9 protein-coding genes and 2 pseudogenes are annotated in these 16,726 nt (G+C 73.6%); 5 read left to right on the top strand and 6 right to left on the bottom strand.

Going from position 1 to position 16,726, the window contains the following annotated elements; translation table 11 throughout:
• The first annotated feature begins 17 nt into the window (after nucleotides 1–17).
• Complete coding sequence (gene lgt, locus ACIQ9G_RS04360) at nucleotides 18–1,040, top strand: prolipoprotein diacylglyceryl transferase (RefSeq protein WP_403606074.1); 1,023 nt, start codon at nucleotides 18–20, stop codon at nucleotides 1,038–1,040.
• A 133-nt stretch (nucleotides 1,041–1,173) separates the two neighbouring features.
• On the opposite strand, the gene ACIQ9G_RS04365 is transcribed toward lgt, so the two are convergent.
• From ACIQ9G_RS04365 to ACIQ9G_RS04390, 6 genes and pseudogenes are all read right to left on the bottom strand, one after another.
• Nucleotides 1,174–2,055, bottom strand: a complete 882-nt coding sequence (locus ACIQ9G_RS04365; protein WP_403606077.1) for an HpcH/HpaI aldolase/citrate lyase family protein — start codon at nucleotides 2,053–2,055, stop codon at nucleotides 1,174–1,176.
• Entirely contained in the window at nucleotides 2,052–3,353 is a 1,302-nt protein-coding gene (locus ACIQ9G_RS04370) for a CaiB/BaiF CoA transferase family protein (protein ID WP_403606080.1), read from the bottom strand. Before ACIQ9G_RS04370 ends, ACIQ9G_RS04365 begins: the two co-directional genes overlap by 4 nt.
• A gap of 37 nt (nucleotides 3,354–3,390) precedes the next feature.
• Nucleotides 3,391–4,755, bottom strand: coding sequence for an ADP-ribosylglycohydrolase family protein (locus ACIQ9G_RS04375; protein WP_403606083.1), 1,365 nt, complete (start codon nucleotides 4,753–4,755; stop codon nucleotides 3,391–3,393).
• Nucleotides 4,743–5,918 carry an ADP-ribosylglycohydrolase family protein gene (locus ACIQ9G_RS04380; RefSeq protein WP_403606086.1) on the bottom strand — a complete coding sequence of 392 codons (1,176 nt, stop codon included), beginning with the start codon at nucleotides 5,916–5,918 and terminating at the stop codon, nucleotides 4,743–4,745. The genes ACIQ9G_RS04375 and ACIQ9G_RS04380 overlap by 13 nt, the downstream gene beginning before the upstream one ends.
• Nucleotides 5,919–5,926: 8 nt before the next feature.
• A complete protein-coding gene (locus ACIQ9G_RS04385; protein WP_403606089.1) occupies nucleotides 5,927–7,042 on the bottom strand; it encodes an ADP-ribosylglycohydrolase family protein in 1,116 nt (371 codons plus the stop codon).
• A gap of 632 nt (nucleotides 7,043–7,674) precedes the next feature.
• Nucleotides 7,675–8,640 (bottom strand): annotated as a pseudogene (locus ACIQ9G_RS04390) (ADP-ribosylglycohydrolase family protein); the annotation flags it as partial.
• Between the two features lie 272 nt (nucleotides 8,641–8,912).
• Here ACIQ9G_RS04390 and ACIQ9G_RS04395 point away from each other — a divergent pair.
• The 4 genes and pseudogenes from ACIQ9G_RS04395 to ACIQ9G_RS04410 all read left to right on the top strand — a co-directional run.
• Nucleotides 8,913–9,644: a VIT1/CCC1 transporter family protein gene (locus tag ACIQ9G_RS04395; protein ID WP_403606092.1), complete on the top strand. Its 732-nt coding sequence runs from the start codon at nucleotides 8,913–8,915 to the stop codon at nucleotides 9,642–9,644.
• A 372-nt stretch (nucleotides 9,645–10,016) separates the two neighbouring features.
• Nucleotides 10,017–14,612, top strand: a complete 4,596-nt coding sequence (gltB, locus tag ACIQ9G_RS04400; protein ID WP_403606774.1) for a glutamate synthase large subunit — start codon at nucleotides 10,017–10,019, stop codon at nucleotides 14,610–14,612.
• On the top strand, nucleotides 14,605–16,068 hold the full coding sequence (locus ACIQ9G_RS04405; protein ID WP_403606095.1) for a glutamate synthase subunit beta: 1,464 nt from the start codon (nucleotides 14,605–14,607) through the stop codon (nucleotides 16,066–16,068). Before gltB ends, ACIQ9G_RS04405 begins: the two co-directional genes overlap by 8 nt.
• Nucleotides 16,069–16,276: 208 nt before the next feature.
• Nucleotides 16,277–16,717: pseudogene (locus ACIQ9G_RS04410) on the top strand (ABC transporter ATP-binding protein); the annotation flags it as partial.
• Between the last annotated feature and the right edge of the window lie 9 nt (nucleotides 16,718–16,726).

Here is a 16,726-nt window from a genome sequence, read left to right on the forward strand (position 1 = left end):
GTAGCGTCGACCTTGCCATGGAACTTGCCTACATTCCCAGCCCGTCACGCGGTGTGCTGTACCTCGGCCCCATCCCGCTGCGCGGCTACGCGTTCTGCATCATCATCGGCGTCTTCGTCGCCGTCTGGCTCGGCAACAAGCGCTGGATCGCCCGCGGCGGACGGGCCGGCACGGTGGCCGACATCGCGGTCTGGGCCGTGCCGTTCGGCCTGGTCGGCGGCCGGCTCTACCACGTGATCACGGACTACGAGCTGTACTTCAGCGAGGGCCGTAACTGGGTGGACGCCTTCAAGGTGTGGGAGGGCGGCCTCGGCATCTGGGGCGCGGTCGCGCTCGGCGCCCTCGGTGCCTGGATCGGCTGCCGCCGCCGCGGCATCCCGCTGCCCGCGTACGCCGACGCCGTCGCCCCCGGCATCGCCTTCGCGCAGGCGTTCGGCCGCTGGGGCAACTGGTTCAACCAGGAGCTGTACGGCCGGGAGACGCACGTTCCGTGGGCGCTGCACATCACGTCGTCGGCGGACGGCCGGGTGCCCGGGTACTACCACCCGACGTTCCTGTACGAGTCCCTGTGGTGCGTCGGCGTCGGCCTGCTGGTCATCTGGGCCGACCGCCGCTTCCGGATGGGCCACGGCCGCGCCTTCGCGCTGTACGTCGCCGCGTACTGCGTCGGCCGCGGCTGGATCGAGTACATGCGCGTGGACGACGCGCACCACATCCTCGGCCTCCGGCTGAACGACTGGACCGCGCTGATCGTCTTCCTGCTCGCCGTGGTGTACATCGTGGTGTCCGCCCGGAAGCGGCCCGGCCGGGAGACCGAGGTGGAGCCCGGGGCGTCCGAGGCGGAGACGGCGCCCGAGGCCGCCGAGCCCGCCGCTGAGGAGGCCGCACCGGCCGCCGGGAAGACCGGCGCCGACGACACCGCCCCCGCGGACGGCCCCGCCGACACAGCCGAGGCCGGTTCGCCCGACGTGGAGGCGGAAACGAAGACGGACGTGAAGGCGGAAGTGAAGGACGGGGCGGAGTCCGCGAGGAAGAGCTGACCGCACCGCTCTGCCCCCCATGCCGACGAGGGCGCCCGGAACCTTCCGGGCGCCCTCGCCCGTACGTGGCGGCGACCGGCGACCGGCGAGGGGTGGACGCGGGCCGCGAAGCCCGGGCGGTCGGCCGGGCCGGTCAGCGGCGGCGGGCCAGGGTCAGCGTGCGCTGGGCCGCCGCCACCACCGCCGCGTCGATGAAGCGGCCGTCCGGGAGTGCCTGGGCGCCCTGCTGGGTGGTGGCCGCCTTGACGATCGTCTCGGCCTCTTCGAGCTCGCGGTCGGTCGGCAGATAGGCCCGCTCGATGATGGGGAGCTGCCGGGGGTGGATGGCCGCCCGGCCCAGGAACCCCAGGGTGCGGCCGTGGGCGCAGGAGGCCGCCAGCCCCTCCAGGTCCCGGATGTCGGGGTGCACGGACTGCGTCGGCGGGGCGAGGCCCGCCGCCCGTGCCGCCACGACCACCCGCGCGCGGGACCAGTCCAGGCCCGCGTCGTTCCGTACGCCCAGGTCGGCCCGTAGGTCCGCCTCGCCGATCGAGACGCCCCGCAGGGACGGGTGCGCGGAGGCGATGGCGTAGGCGTGCTCGACGGCCAGGGCCGTTTCCAGGAGCGCGTACAGCGGGAGCCCCGCACCCGCACCGCGGGCCGGCGGCGGGTGCGCCCCTCCCTCCGGCGTCCCACCGGACCCCGCCCGCTCCGCGACGCGCACCACCTGCCCGGCGGAGCTCACCTTCGGCAGCCGCAGCCCGGCGAGGCCCGGCAGCGGCGCGACCGCGTCGAGGTCCTGGCCCGCCAGCGGTCCGTCGACGGCGTTGACGCGGACGTGCACCGGGACCGGCGGGGGCTCGGCCAGCAGCTCGGCCGTGGCGGCACGGGCGTACTCCTTGCGCTCGGGGGCGACCGCGTCCTCCAGGTCGACGACCACCACGTCGGCACCGGAGCCGAGCGCCTTGGCGACGACGTGCGGCCGGTCGCCGGGGGCGTACAGCCAGGTCAGCGGGAAGGGCGCGGTGGCCGTCACAGCGCGCCCTCCGCGCGCAGCGCGGCCAGCTCCCGCGCGGTGAGGCCCAGTTCGGTCAGGACCGCCTCGGTGTCCGCGCCGTGCGGGCGGCCCGCCCAGCGGATGGCGCCGGGGGTCGCGGAGAGCCGGAAGAGGACGTTCTGCATCCGCAGGCGGCCCAGTTCCGGGTCCTCCACCGTGGTGAGGGTGCCCAGCGCCCGGTACTGCGGATCGGCCATCACGTCCCGGATGTCCTGGACCGGCGCGATCGCCGCATCCGCCTTCTCGAAGGCGGCCAGCACCTCGGTGCGGGTGTGCCGGGCGATCCAGCCGCCGACCGCCTCGTCGAGGACCTCGCAGTGGGCGGCCCGGCCGGCGCCCGTCGTGAACCACGCCTCCTCGATCAGCTCCGGCCGGCCCACCAGGCGCATCACCCGTTCCGCCACCGACTGCGCCGAAGTCGAGACGGCGACCCAGGTGCCGTCACTGGTGCGGTAGGTGTTGCGCGGGGCGTTGTTCTCCGTGCGGTTGCCGGTCCGGGGCTGGACGTAGCCGAGCTGGTCGTACCAGGTGGGCTGGGGGCCGAGGACGGTCAGGATCGGCTCGATGATCGCCATGTCGACGACCTGGCCCGCGCCGGTCCGCTCCCGGGCCGCGAGCGCGGTCATCACCGCGTACGCCGTCGCCAGGCCCGCGATCGAGTCGGCCAGGCCGAACGGCGGGAGCGTCGGCGGCGCGTCCGGTTCGCCGGTGATCGCGGCGAACCCGCTCATGGCCTCGGCGAGGGTGCCGAACCCGGGGCGGTGCGCGTAGGGGCCGTACTGGCCGAACCCGGTGACCCGGGCGAGCACCAGGCGCGGGTTGACCGCCGACAGCTCCGGCCAGCCGAGGTCCCACTTCTCCAGGGTGCCGGGGCGGAAGTTCTCGACGACGACGTCGGCGGTGGCGGCGAGCCGCAGCAGGGTGGCGCGGCCGCCCGGCCGGGACAGGTCCAGGGTGATGGTGCGCTTGTTGCGGCCGAGCAGCTTCCACCACAGGCCGACGCCGTTCTTCGCCGGCCCGTGGCCGCGGGAGGGGTCGGGCTTGGCCGGGTGCTCGACCTTGACGACCTCGGCGCCGAAGTCGCCGAGCATGGTGGCGGCGATCGGCCCGGCGAAGAGGGTCGCGAGATCGAGGACGCGCAGGCCGGCCAGCGGCGCCGGAGGCCCGGGCACACCGGGTTCGGGCGGGGTGGGCCCGGGTGCGGGGGGTGCGGCGGGTACGGGGGCGGTGGGTTCGGGTGCGGCGGGTTCGGGTGGTCCGGTGCGGGGCGTGCTCATGAGGCGCGCCGCGGGGCGCCGGGCACGACGAGGGCGGTCATGGGCGGGACGCCTCCAGGTGGGTGAGCCGGGCCAGGTGGTCGAAGCCGGTGCCGTGGAAGTCGCCGACGGACGTGGCGAGCCGGTTCTTGAGCGGCGCCGTCCAGCGGTCGGGGAGGGCGGCGGGGGAACCGGCGAGGAGGGCGGCGACGCTCCCCGCGGTCGCGCCGTTGGAGTCGGTGTCCCAGCCGCCGGACACGGCACGGCAGACCGAGCCCGTGAAGTCGCCGTTCGCATGCGTGAGCGCGGCGGCGATCAGCGCGGTGTTGGGGACGGCGTGCACCCAGTGGTGGGTGGGGGAGTACAGGGCGTGCAGCTCGTCCACGACCGTGTCGAAGTCCTCGTGCCGTCCGGCCAGTTGCACGGCGTGACGGACCGCGCGGGCGAGCCGGGAGCCGGGCGGGACGACCCGCAGGCCGGTGGCCAGGCAGGCGTGCACGTCGTGGCCGCCGGTCATCGCGGTCGCGATGACGGCGGCGGTGAACATGGCCGCGTAGACGCCGTTCGCGGTGTGGGTGAGGGTGGCGTCGCGGTGGGCCTGCTCGGCGGCGGCCGCCGGGTCGCCGGGGTTGGTCCAGCCGTGCACGTCGGCGCGGATCAGCGCGCCGATCCACTCGCGGAACGGATTGCGGTGGCGGGCGGTGTGCGGGGGTTCGATGCCGCCGAGGAGGTTGCGGTAGGCGACGCGCTCGGCGGTGAAGGTGCGGCCGGCGGGGAGTTCGTCCAGCCAGAGGCGGGCCACGTCGGCGGTGGTGAAGGCACGGCCGTGCCGGGCCAGCAGCAGCAGGTTGAGGACCGGGTAGTCGAGGTCGTCGTCCTCCGGCATCCCGTCGATGTTCTCGGCCAGGGAGGTGGTGGCCGAGCGCCGGTTCCAGGGGTGCCGCGCCGTGAGGTCCTCGGGTACTCCCCGGGCGGTGAACCAGGTGTTCAGGGGCCAGTTGCCGGTGGCCCGGGCGAGTGCGCGGATGCCGTCCAGGGGGAGCTTCTCGACGGGCCTGCCGAGCAGACAGCCGGCGGCCCGGCCGAGCCAGGCGGCCTCGAGGGCCGGGCGCCGACCGGCCGGGGCCCGGTCCGGCCTGCCCGGCCAGTCGGGGCACAGGGCCCTGATCCGGTCCAGGTCGGTCGGTTCGGCCTCCGCCAACCTGCTCGGCAGCTCGGCGAGTTCGTCCAGCAGGTCCTCCGCCAGCAGACGCAGGTAGCGCGAGGCCCGCTGCGGGGACGCGCCCGCCCGAGCCGGGGCCTCGGGACCGCCGGCCGCCGCCCACCGGGCCGCGATCGCCTTCGGCTCGCGGCCGTCCTGCCGGGCCTGGCACAGTTCGTGGCCGAGGAGGTCCTCGGGCTGGACCCAGGTCACTCGGAGCATTCCGGGCCTCCGATCGCGGCGAAGTCCTCCTCGTGGGCGCGGCGCCGCCGGACGTCCCGCTCGAAGACCTCGCGGGTCACCGCGGCCAGCGTCCGGGCCGGCTCCCACAGGTCCAGGCGGCTCGCCTCCGCCACCGCCTTCGCCCAGTCGTCCGGGACCGGCGAGCCGAGCGCTCCGGTCAGCGCGCCCGCCATCGTGGCGATGGAGTCGCAGTCCCGGCCGTAGTTGACCGCGCCGAGCAGCGCGTGCCGGCAGTCGCCGCGCGCCACCACCACCATGCCGAGCGCGACCGGGAGTTCCTCGATCGCGTGCAGCCGCGACGGGCGGCGGGCGCCCAGCGAGGGGGCGCGGTAGTCCGGTCCGACCGTGTCGAACGGCGCGACCGCCTCCCGCAGCGGGCGCAGCGCCGACTCGAAGTCCGTGTGCCGCGAGGCCACTTCGCAGACCTGCTCGATCGCCGCCCGGGTGCCGTCCTTCGCCAGCGACAGACAGGCCGCGACCACCGACTCCCAGGTCGCGCCGGGCGCGCACGCCGCCGCGACCCCGGCCGCGAGGACGCCCGCCGCCTCCCTGCCGTACGACGACTGATGGGCGCCCGCGACCTCCAGGGCCTCGGCGTACGCGCCCGCCGGGTTCGCCGCGTTGACCAGGCCGACCGGGGCCATGTACATCGCGGCCCCGCAGTTGACGATGTTGCCGACGCCGGCCTCGCGAGGGTCCACATGGCCGTAGTGCAGCCGGGCGACCAGCCACTTCTCCGCCAGGAACACACGGTGCAGCGGCAGCGCCTCCGCCTCCAGTTCCGGGATCCACCGCGGGTTCGTCATCAGGTCGGGGACAAGGTGGTCGGCGATCGCGTAGGCGTCCAGGTGGTCGCGGACCCGTGCGTACACCCTCACCAGCGCGTGCGTCATCAACGTGTCGTCGGTGACGTGCCCGTCCCCCTTGTGGTACGGGGCGATGGGCCGGGCGGTGCGCCAGGCGTCGCCGTGCCAGGGGCCGACGATGCCGTGGACCCGGCCGCCGTGGCGTTCGAGGATCCGGTCGGGGGAGTTGCCCTCGACCGGGCCGCCGAGGGCGTCGCCGACGGCGGCACCGACCAGGGCACCGGTGATCCGCTCGTCGAGACTCGCGCAACGACTTGGTTCTCCTTTGGGCGTCATGCCCCGAATCATCCTCCTGGTGGGGCCGGTTGTGCGGCTTCCAGGAGTCCGGCGAGTTCCACCAGGTCGGTGCCGGTGAGGCGGGGCAGCGCACAGCCGGAGAGGGTGCGGCAGGCCTCTCGCCAGGCGGCCGGGATCGCGGCGCCGCCGCCGAGCGCGCCGGTCAGCGCGCCCGCCAGGGCCGGGGCCGAGTCGGCGACCCGGGACAGGCAGGCCGCGGCCGGCACCGCCTCCGCGATCCGGCCGGCGGCCGCCGTGGCGAGGGCGAGGGCGACCGGCACGGTCTCGGCGGCGGCGACGCCGTAGCTGTAGACGTGGTCGACGATCTCGTGCTCCAGGGGTGGGACCAGCGCGAACGCGCCCCCGGCGTCCCGGGCGAGGGCCAGCGCGTGCCGGGCGTTGCGGCCGATCTCGGTCGCCTCGGGCAGTTCGGCGAGCGCGGCGGTGACACAGTGCTCGACCTCCGTGCCGGTGAGGGCGAGGGCGAGCGCCGCCGCCATCGCCCGGGCGCCGTGCACACCGTCGCCGTCCTGGGTGTACCGGGCGTCGAACTCGGCCAGGTCGGCGGCGCGCCGGGGGTCGCCGGGGTGGGCCACGGCCAGGACGCAGGCCCGTACGCAGGCCGCGTCGTCGAAGTAGTGGGGGTTGTCGTGGCCGGTGGCGGGCGGGCGCAGACCGGTGGCGAGGTTGCCGAGACCGGCCCGCACCGAGATGCGGGCGCGCAGCGGCAGCACCGCCGACTCGACCTCGGGCGCGCGGTCGGCGGCCGCCGCGACCTCGCTGGCCACGGCGTTCCAGGTCAGGTCGATCGCGGCCCGGGTACGGCGCTCCCGGCCGAGGTCGCCGAGGACGCCGTCGTCCCCGGCGCGCAGCAGGGCCTCCGCGGCGAAGGCCGCCCACTCGGCGTCGTCGGAGGGGCCGAGGCGCAGCGGCTCCGGGGGCTGGTTGAGGGCGATCGGGACGGGCAGCGTGGTCGTCGCGTTCTGCTCGGCGAAGGTGTCCAGCTCGCGGGTGAGGCGGCGGGTCCACTCGGGCATCCGGGCGGCCCGGTGCCGGGCGGCGGGCCAGCCGGCGGCGTCCCCCGCGGCCAGCCCGAGCAGCAGCCCCTCCACCCGGCGCGTCACGGCCGCGCCTCGCCCTCGTCGGCGCCGAGAAGACAGACGGCGTCGGCGCGACGGCCGTCGGCCACCGCCAGGTCGTCGGACCGGACGAGATCCTGGCACAGCGCGGACTCCTGGCGCCGCACGGGCTCCTCGCACCGCAGGAACTCCTCGCGCCGGATGCGTTCCTCGTGCCGGGCGGCGGCTTCGCGCCGGGCCGCGCTCTCGTGCCGTGCCGCGGCCTCGCGCCGGACGAGCTCCACGCACCGTCCGAGCTCCTGCCGCCGTACGAGCTCCTCGCGCCGTGCGGCGTCCTCGCGCCGAACGACGACCTCGCACCGGACGAGTGCCGTGGCCCGCGCGGGGTCCCCGGGGCGTAGGGCGTTGGCGAGGTAGCCGGGGCGCAAGGCATCCGCGACGTTTCCAGGGCGCACGGCGCCCGCGAGGTCCCCGGCCTGTACGACGTCCGTGAGGTCTCTGGGGCCTGCGGCGTCCGCGGGGGCCTCGGGATGTACCGCGTCCGCGAGGGCCAGGGCGTGTACGGCGTCCGCGAGAGTCAGGGCGTGTACGGCGTCCGTGAGGTCCCCGGGCCGTACGGCGTCCAGGTCGCGGCTTCGGTCGGCTTTTCGTCCGGCCGGGGCCGGTTCGGCGTGTGCCACCAGGAGGTCCGCCACGTCCAGGACGTGGTGTCCCGCCATGGACGGCAGGCAGCTCCCGCGTGCCGGGCCGATGGCCGCCGCCCACTCCGCCGGGATGGCGGACACCCCCTGGGTCGCCCCCGCCAGGGCACCGGCCACCGCCGCCGTGGTGTCGGCGTCGCGGCCCATGTTCACGGCCGTGAGCACGGCGTCCCGGAAGTCGCCGTCGGCGGCCGCGTACGCCCCGAAGGCGAGGGCGACCGCCTCGGGGGCCAGGTCGGTCCACGGGTAGCCGCCGATGACCACCGCGGAGCGGACCGCGCGTTCGCCGCGGTGGGCGACGGCCGCGGCCCGCCGCAGGGACCGGGCTGTCCAGGAGTCGTCCGGGACGACGGCGAGCGCCGCGGCCACCACCGCGACCGCCGGAGCGCCCGCCATGGCCGCGGCGACCCCGGCGGCCACCGCCTGGCCGCCGTAGATCCCCTCGCCCTCGTGGCTGACCGAGCCGTCGATCGCCACCAGACGGGCGGCCTCGGCGGGCCGGCCCGCGGCGAACACCCCGAAGGGCGCCGCCCGCATGGCGAGTCCGTCGCTCCAGGCGTGCCGGTGCTGGGCGGAGACGGGCGCGGCCAGGCCCCGGCGCAGGTTCTCCAGCGTGCCCCGCTCGCTGAAGCCGGCGCCGCGGAAGGGACCCTCGGCGCGGTCGGCGATCCACTCGTGCCAGGCGGCCTCGACATGGGCCGAGGTGAGCGCGGAGCCGTGGCGGGCGAGCAGGAGGCCGGAGAAGACGGCGTACTCGGTGTCGTCGGTCCCGGCCGGACACTCGGCCACGTAGCCGGTGATACGGCCCCAGCGGGCGCGGATCTCGGACGGCCTCAGGTTCTCCGCGGGCGCTCCGAGGGCGTCTCCGACGGCGAGGCCGAGCAGGGCGCCGCGCGCCCGCTCGCGGAGCGCTGCCGGGGGGACGCAGGTGGTCGATCCCATCGCGGGCTCTCCTCTCAGGGCGCCGTGGCGGGCACGGAACCCTTTGCGGAACTGTCCCCCGGCCGGGTCCTCCGCGCAGCCTGGCGAGCCCCAGCGTCACCCGGACGACATATGTGCAGTCACTTTCTCGGATGAGCAGATACAGGCAAAGGTGCAGGTTAGCTCAGCCTTTCCTTGCTGGCGGGGGAGAAATATCCGACGTAGATTCAGTGTTGTCGAAAAATAGAACTCGTCCAAAAGACAGCCTTACCTAAGTTCCCAGGGGGACCTTCATGGCCATCATCGACACCGAGGCGACGCTTCACGAGGCGCACCGCGACAATCACACGCACCGCGATGTGAACGGCGGCTGGCTGCGTCCCGCGGTCTTCGGCGCGATGGACGGCCTGGTCTCCAACCTGGCCCTGATGACCGGTGTCGCGGGCGGCGCGGTGAGCCAGCAGACCATCATCCTGACCGGTCTCGCGGGTCTCGCCGCCGGCGCCTTCTCCATGGCGGCCGGCGAGTACACCTCCGTCGCCTCCCAGCGCGAACTGGTCGAGGCGGAGCTGGACGTGGAGCGCCGGGAGCTGCGCAAGCACCCGCAGGACGAGGAGGACGAGCTCGCCGCCCTCTACGTGGCGCGGGGCGTCCAGCCCGAGCTGGCCCGCGAAGTGGCCCGGCAGCTGTCGAAGGACCCCGAGCAGGCCCTGGAGATACACGCCCGCGAGGAGCTGGGGATCGACCCCGGCGACCTCCCGTCCCCGCTGGTCGCCGCGGTGTCGTCCTTCGGGTCGTTCGCGCTGGGCGCGCTGCTGCCCGTGCTGCCGTACCTGCTCGGCGCCACCGCCCTGTGGCCGGCCCTGCTCCTCGCGCTCCTCGGCCTGTTCGCCTGCGGCGCGGTGGTGGCCAAGGTGACGGCGAGGTCCTGGTGGTACAGCGGACTGCGGCAGCTCGCCCTGGGCGGTGCCGCGGCCGGTGTGACGTACGCCCTGGGCACCCTGTTCGGGACGGCCCTAGGATAAGGCCCGGCTTGAAGTTATGCGCGAGGTTGCATAAGTAGCCGTTACTCGCTGGTTTCGACCGTATGACCACCGGGCATGAGCCGTAAACACTGTGGGCAATGGGGCCTGCCGTGCACCGACGGGGCGTGCGACGCCGCTCTCCCCGTTCTCCCGGACCGTAGGACATCGATCTGTCCGCTTCGGTCCCCGTAGCTTCCGCCGCCGGGCGCGGTACCCCCGCCGCGACGTCGTGGTGTCCGCATGCTGGAACGGGCTATCCGGTTCCCGAGAAGCCCCCCATCATGTAACCTGCACGAAATTTTGCACTCACGCAGAGGGCCAACGTCGTCCCTCGGCACCAGCACATGCCACATGACGACGACGGGAGAGCCGATGCGTACGCCGCGCCAGCCGTCCCAGCACTCCGCGAATGGCCAGAACTGGTCGTTCATGGATGCTCGCCCTGCTGCGCAGGGTATGTACGACCCCCGCAACGAGCACGACGCCTGCGGCGTCGGCTTCGTGGCCACCCTCACCGGTGAGGCGAGCCATGCGCTGGTCGAGCAGGCGCTCACGGTTCTGCGCAACCTGGAGCACCGCGGCGCCACCGGCTCGGAGCCCGACTCCGGCGACGGTGCGGGCCTGCTGTCCCAGGTGCCCGACGCCTTCCTCCGTGAGGTGGCCGGATTCGAGCTGCCCGAGGCCGGCGCCTACGCGGTCGGCATCGCCTTCCTGCCGGAGGACGGCACCGCGGACGCCGTCTCACAGATCGAGACGATCGCCGCCGACGAGGGCCTGACCGTCCTCGGCTGGCGCGAGGTCCCGGTCGCCCCCGAACTGCTGGGTGCCACCGCCCGCTCCACCATGCCGGCCTTCCGCCAGCTGTTCGTCAGCGACGGCAGCAGCACCGGCATCGCCCTGGACCGCAAGGCTTTCGTGCTGCGCAAGCGCGCCGAGCGCGAGGCGGGCGTCTACTTCCCGTCGCTGTCGGCCCGCACCATCGTCTACAAGGGCATGCTGACCACCGGCCAGCTGGAGCCCTTCTTCCCGGACCTGTCCGACCGCCGCTTCGCCTCGGCCATCGCGCTCGTCCACTCCCGCTTCTCGACGAACACCTTCCCGAGCTGGCCGCTCGCCCACCCGTACCGCTTCGTCGCGCACAACGGCGAGATCAACACGGTCAAGGGCAACCGCAACTGGATGGTCGCCCGCGAGTCCCAGCTGGCCTCGGAGCTGTTCGGCGACCGGGACGGCCTGCAGCGGATCCTCCCGATCTGCACCCCGGACGCCTCCGACTCCGCGTCCTTCGACGAGGTGCTCGAACTGCTGCACCTCGGCGGCCGCTCGCTGCCGCACTCCGTGCTGATGATGATCCCGGAGGCGTGGGAGAACCACGACTCCATGGACCCGGCCCGGCGCGCCTTCTACCAGTTCCACTCCACGATGATGGAGCCCTGGGACGGCCCGGCCTGCGTCACCTTCACCGACGGCACCCAGGTCGGCGCCGTACTCGACCGCAACGGCCTGCGCCCCGGCCGCTACTGGGTCACCGACGACGGCCTCGTCGTCCTCGGCTCCGAGGTCGGCGTCCTCGACATCGACCCGGCCAAGGTCGTCCGCAAGGGCCGCCTGCAGCCCGGCCGGATGTTCCTCGTCGACACCGCCGAGCACCGCATCATCGAGGACGACGAGATCAAGGCGACCCTCGCCGCCGAGCAGCCCTACGCCGAGTGGCTGGAGGCCGGCGAGATCGAGCTGGGCGACCTGCCCGAGCGCGAGCACATCGTCCACACCCACGCCTCGGTCACCCGCCGCCAGCAGACCTTCGGGTACACCGAGGAGGAGCTGCGCGTCATCCTCGCGCCGATGGCCAAGTCCGGCGCCGAGCCGATCGGCTCCATGGGCACCGACTCGCCGATCGCCGCGCTCTCCGAACGCCCGCGGCTGCTCTTCGACTACTTCACCCAGCTGTTCGCGCAGGTCACCAACCCGCCGCTGGACGCGATCCGCGAGGAGCTGGTCACCTCCCTGCGCTCCTCGCTGGGCCCCGAGGGCAACCTGCTCGAGCCGGTCGCGGCCTCCTGCCGCAGCGTCCTGCTGCCCTTCCCGGTCATCGACAACGACGAGCTGGCCAAGCTCATCCACATCAACGCCGACGGCGACATGCCCGGCTTCAAGGCCGCGACCCTGTCCGGCCTGTTCCGGGTCTCCGGCGGCGGCGACGCGCTGGCCGCGCGCATCGACGAGATCTGCGCCGAGGCCGACGCCGCCATCGACAACGGCGCCCGCCTGATCGTCCTGTCCGACCGCCACTCCGACGCCGAGCACGCGCCGATCCCGTCGCTGCTGCTCACCGCGGCCGTCCACCACCACCTCATCCGCACCAAGCAGCGCACCCAGGTGGGCCTGCTGGTCGAGGCCGGCGACGTCCGCGAGGTGCACCACGTCGCCCTGCTCATCGGCTACGGCGCCGCCGCGGTCAACCCGTACCTGGCGATGGAGTCCGTCGAGGACCTGGTCCGCGCCGGTACCTTCCTGCCGGGCATCGAGCCCGAGAAGGCCATCCGCAACCTGATCTACGCCCTCGGCAAGGGCGTCCTGAAGGTCATGTCCAAGATGGGCATCTCGACCGTCGCCTCCTACCGCGGCGCCCAGGTCTTCGAGGCCGTCGGCCTCGACGAGGCCTTCGTCGCGAAGTACTTCAACGGCACCGCCACCAAGATCGGCGGCGTCGGCATCGACGTCGTCGCCAAGGAGGTCGCCGCCCGCCACGCCAAGGCCTACCCGGCCTCCGGCATCGCTCCCGCGCACCGCGCGCTGGAGATCGGCGGCGAGTACCAGTGGCGCCGCGAGGGCGAGCCGCACCTGTTCGACCCGGAGACGGTCTTCCGCCTCCAGCACTCCACGCGCACCGGACGCTACGACGTCTTCAAGAAGTACACCTCCCGCGTCAACGAGCAGTCCGAGCGCCTGATGACGCTGCGCGGCCTGTTCGGCTTCCAGTCCGGCCGGCAGCCGATCCCGCTCGACGAGGTCGAGCCGGCCTCCGAGATCGTCAAGCGGTTCTCGACCGGCGCCATGTCGTACGGCTCCATCTCCCAGGAGGCGCACGAGACCCTCGCCATCGCCATGAACCAGCTGGGCGGCAAGTCCAACACCGGTGAGGGCGGCGAGGACCCGGAGCGCCTGTACGACCCGGCGCGCCGCTCCTCCATCAAGCAGGTCGCCTCCGGCCGCTTCGGCGTCACCAGCGAGTACCTGGTCAACGCGGACGACATCCAGATCAAGATGGCCCAGGGCGCCAAGCCCGGCGAGGGCGGCCAGCTGCCCGGCCACAAGGTGTACCCGTGGGTGGCCAAGACCCGGCACTCGACGCCGGGCGTGGGACTGATCTCCCCGCCGCCGCACCACGACATCTACTCCATCGAGGATCTGGCGCAGCTGATCCACGACCTGAAGAACGCCAACCCGCAGGCGCGGATCCACGTCAAGCTGGTCTCCGAGGTCGGCGTCGGCACGGTCGCCGCCGGCGTGTCCAAGGCCCACGCGGACGTCGTGCTGATCTCCGGCCACGACGGCGGCACCGGTGCCTCCCCGCTGACCTCGCTGAAGCACGCGGGTGGCCCCTGGGAGCTCGGCCTCGCCGAGACCCAGCAGACCCTGCTGCTCAACGGCCTGCGCGACCGCATCGTCGTCCAGACCGACGGCCAGCTGAAGACCGGCCGCGACGTGGTCATCGCCGCGCTGCTCGGCGCCGAGGAGTTCGGTTTCGCGACCGCTCCGCTCGTCGTCTCCGGCTGCGTGATGATGCGCGTGTGCCACCTGGACACCTGCCCGGTCGGCATCGCCACCCAGAACCCGGTGCTGCGCGACCGGTTCGCCGGCAAGGCCGAGTTCGTCGTGAACTTCTTCCAGTTCATCGCCGAGGAGGTCCGCGAGATCCTCGCCGAGCTGGGCTTCCGCTCCATCGAGGAGGCCGTCGGCCACGCCGAGGCCCTCGACGTCACCCGCGCGGTGAACCACTGGAAGGCGCAGGGCCTGGACCTGGAGCCCCTGTTCCACGTGCCCGAGCTGCCCGAGGGCGCGGTGCGCCACCAGGTCGTCCCCCAGGACCACGGCCTGGAGAAGGCGCTCGACAACGAGCTGATCAAGCTCGCCGCCGACGCCCTCGCCGCGCCCGGCGCCGCCGACGCCCAGCCGGTGCGCGCCCAGGTCGCGATCCGCAACATCAACCGCACGGTCGGCACCATGCTCGGCCACGAGGTGACGAAGAAGTTCGGCGGCGCGGGCCTGCCCGACGGCACCGTCGACATCACCTTCACCGGCTCCGCGGGCCAGTCCTTCGGCGCCTTCCTGCCGCGCGGTGTCACGCTGCGCCTGGAGGGCGACGCCAACGACTACGTCGGCAAGGGCCTGTCCGGCGGCCGGATCGTGGTCCGCCCGGACCGCGCGGCCGACCACCTCGCCGAGTACAGCGTCATCGCGGGCAACACCCTCGCCTACGGCGCGACCGGCGGCGAGATGTTCCTGCGCGGCAAGACCGGTGAGCGGTTCTGCGTCCGCAACTCCGGCGCGCTGGTCGTCTCCGAGGGCGTGGGCGACCACGGCTGCGAGTACATGACCGGCGGTCACGCGGTCGTGCTCGGCGAGACGGGCCGCAACTTCGCGGCCGGCATGTCCGGCGGCGTCGCCTACGTCGTCGACCTCGACCGCGACAACGTCAACCCCGGCAACGTGGACTCGGTCGAGGCGCTGGACGGCACGGACAGGCAGTGGCTGCACGAGGTCGTGCGCCGTCACCAGGAGGAGACGGGTTCCACCGTCGCCGAGAAGCTGCTCGCCGAGTGGGACACCGCCGTGGAGCGCTTCAGCAAGATCATCCCCAGCACGTACAAGGCAGTGCTCGCCGCCAAGGACGCCGCCGAGCGAGCCGGTCTGACCGAGACCGAGGTCACCGAGAAGATGATGGAGGCGGCGATCAATGGCTGACCCGAAGGGCTTTCTGAACCACGGCCGCGAGGTCGCCACGTCCCGCCCGGTCGAGGAGCGCACGAAGGACTGGAACGAGGTCTACGTCCCCGGCTCCCTGCTGCCGATCATCAGCAAGCAGGCCAGCCGCTGCATGGACTGCGGCATCCCGTTCTGCCACAACGGCTGCCCGCTCGGGAACCTGATCCCGGAGTGGAACGACTACGCCTACCGCGAGGACTGGGCGGCCGCCTCCGAGCGGCTGCACGCCACGAACAACTTCCCGGAGTTCACCGGCCGGCTGTGCCCCGCCCCGTGCGAGTCGGCCTGCGTGCTCGGCATCAACCAGCCGCCGGTCACCATCAAGAACGTCGAGGTCTCGATCATCGACAAGGCGTGGGAGACCGGTGACGTCGCCGCGCAGGCGCCCGAGCGCCTGTCCGGCAAGACGGTCGCGGTCATCGGCTCGGGCCCGGCGGGCCTGGCCGCCGCCCAGCAGCTGACCCGCGCCGGCCACACCGTCGCCGTCTACGAGCGCGCGGACCGCGTCGGAGGCCTCCTCCGGTACGGCATCCCCGAGTTCAAGATGGAGAAGCGGCACATCAACCGCCGTATCGAGCAGATGCGCGCGGAGGGCACCCGCTTCCGCACCGGCGTCGAGATCGGCCGCGACCTGAAGGCGACGGACCTGAGGAAGCGGTACGACGCCGTCGTGATCGCCGCCGGCGCCACCATGGCGCGCGACCTGCCGGTGCCGGGCCGCGAACTCAAGGGCATCTACCAGGCCATGGAGTACCTGCCCCTGTCCAACAAGGTGCAGGAGGGCGACTACGTGGCCCCGCCGATCTCGGCCGAGGGCAAGCACGTCGTCGTCATCGGCGGCGGCGACACCGGCGCGGACTGCGTGGGCACCGCCCACCGCCAGGGCGCGGCCTCCGTCACCCAGCTGGAGATCATGCCCCGCCCCAACGAGGAGCGGAACCCGGTCAGCCAGCCCTGGCCGACCTTCCCGATCCTCTACAAGGTCACCTCGGCCCACGAGGAGGGCGGCGAGCGCATCTACTCGGCGTCCACCACCCACTTCGAGGGCGACGAGGACGGCAACGTGCAGTGGCTGCACCTCGCCGAGGTCGAGTTCGTCGACGGCAAGCTCACCCAGAAGCCGGGCACCGAGCGCAAGATCCCGGCCCAGCTGGTCACCCTCGCCATGGGCTTCACCGGCACGGACCGGGAGAACGGCCTCGTCGATCAGTTCGGCCTGGAGCTCGACGAGCGCGGCAACGTCGCCCGCGACGCCGACTTCCAGACCAACGTGCCGGGCGTCTTCGTCGCCGGTGACGCCGGCCGCGGCCAGTCCCTCATCGTCTGGGCGATCGCGGAGGGCCGCTCGGCCGCCCGCGGTGTCGACCGCTACCTGACGGGCGCCAGCGACCTGCACGCCCCGATCCGCCCGACGGACCGCGCGCTGATGGCCTGACGCGCGCTCACCAAGCGTCCCGTACAAAGGCGTACGGAACACCGACAGCGTCTGCCCCACTGTCCCCGACCGGACGACCGGGCAGGCGCTGTCGCACGTCCGCGGCCGTTCCCGTCCCGGCTGCCGGACTCTCAGCCGCCGGCGTCCTCGCCGTCCGCGTCCCGGCCGTCCGCGTCCGGCCACGCCGGACGCACCGGCCAAGAGCGAGCTGCTGGAACTGCGCCGGGACCGGATCGGTTTCAATTTCCAGTCCTTCGGGCTCATCCCCATCCTCACCGCCGCCGAGAACGTCGGCGTGCCGCTGCGGCTGCGCCGGGCCGACCCCCGCGAACGCGACGAGCGGGTGGCGCTGCTGCTGGCCCTGCTGGGCCTCACCGGACGCGAGGCGCAGCGGCCCGCCGAGCTGTCCGGCGGGCAGCAGCAGCGGGTCGCCATCGCCCGGGCCCTCGCCAACCGCCCGGCCCTGCTGCTCGCCGACGAGCCGACCGGGCAGCTCGACGCCGCCACCGGCCTGGCGGTGATGGAGCTGCTGCGGGCCGTCGTCCGCGGCGAGGGCGTCACGGCCCTCGTCGTCACCCACGACCCCCAACTCCTCGGCCTGGCCGACCGGGTGCTGGAACTGAGCGACGGAGTGGTCGTCGAGAGGTGAGAGGGTGAC

Origin of the sequence: Streptomyces sp. NPDC096152 (assembly GCF_044763235.1) — a bacterium.
Lineage (GTDB): Bacteria > Actinomycetota > Actinomycetes > Streptomycetales > Streptomycetaceae > Streptomyces.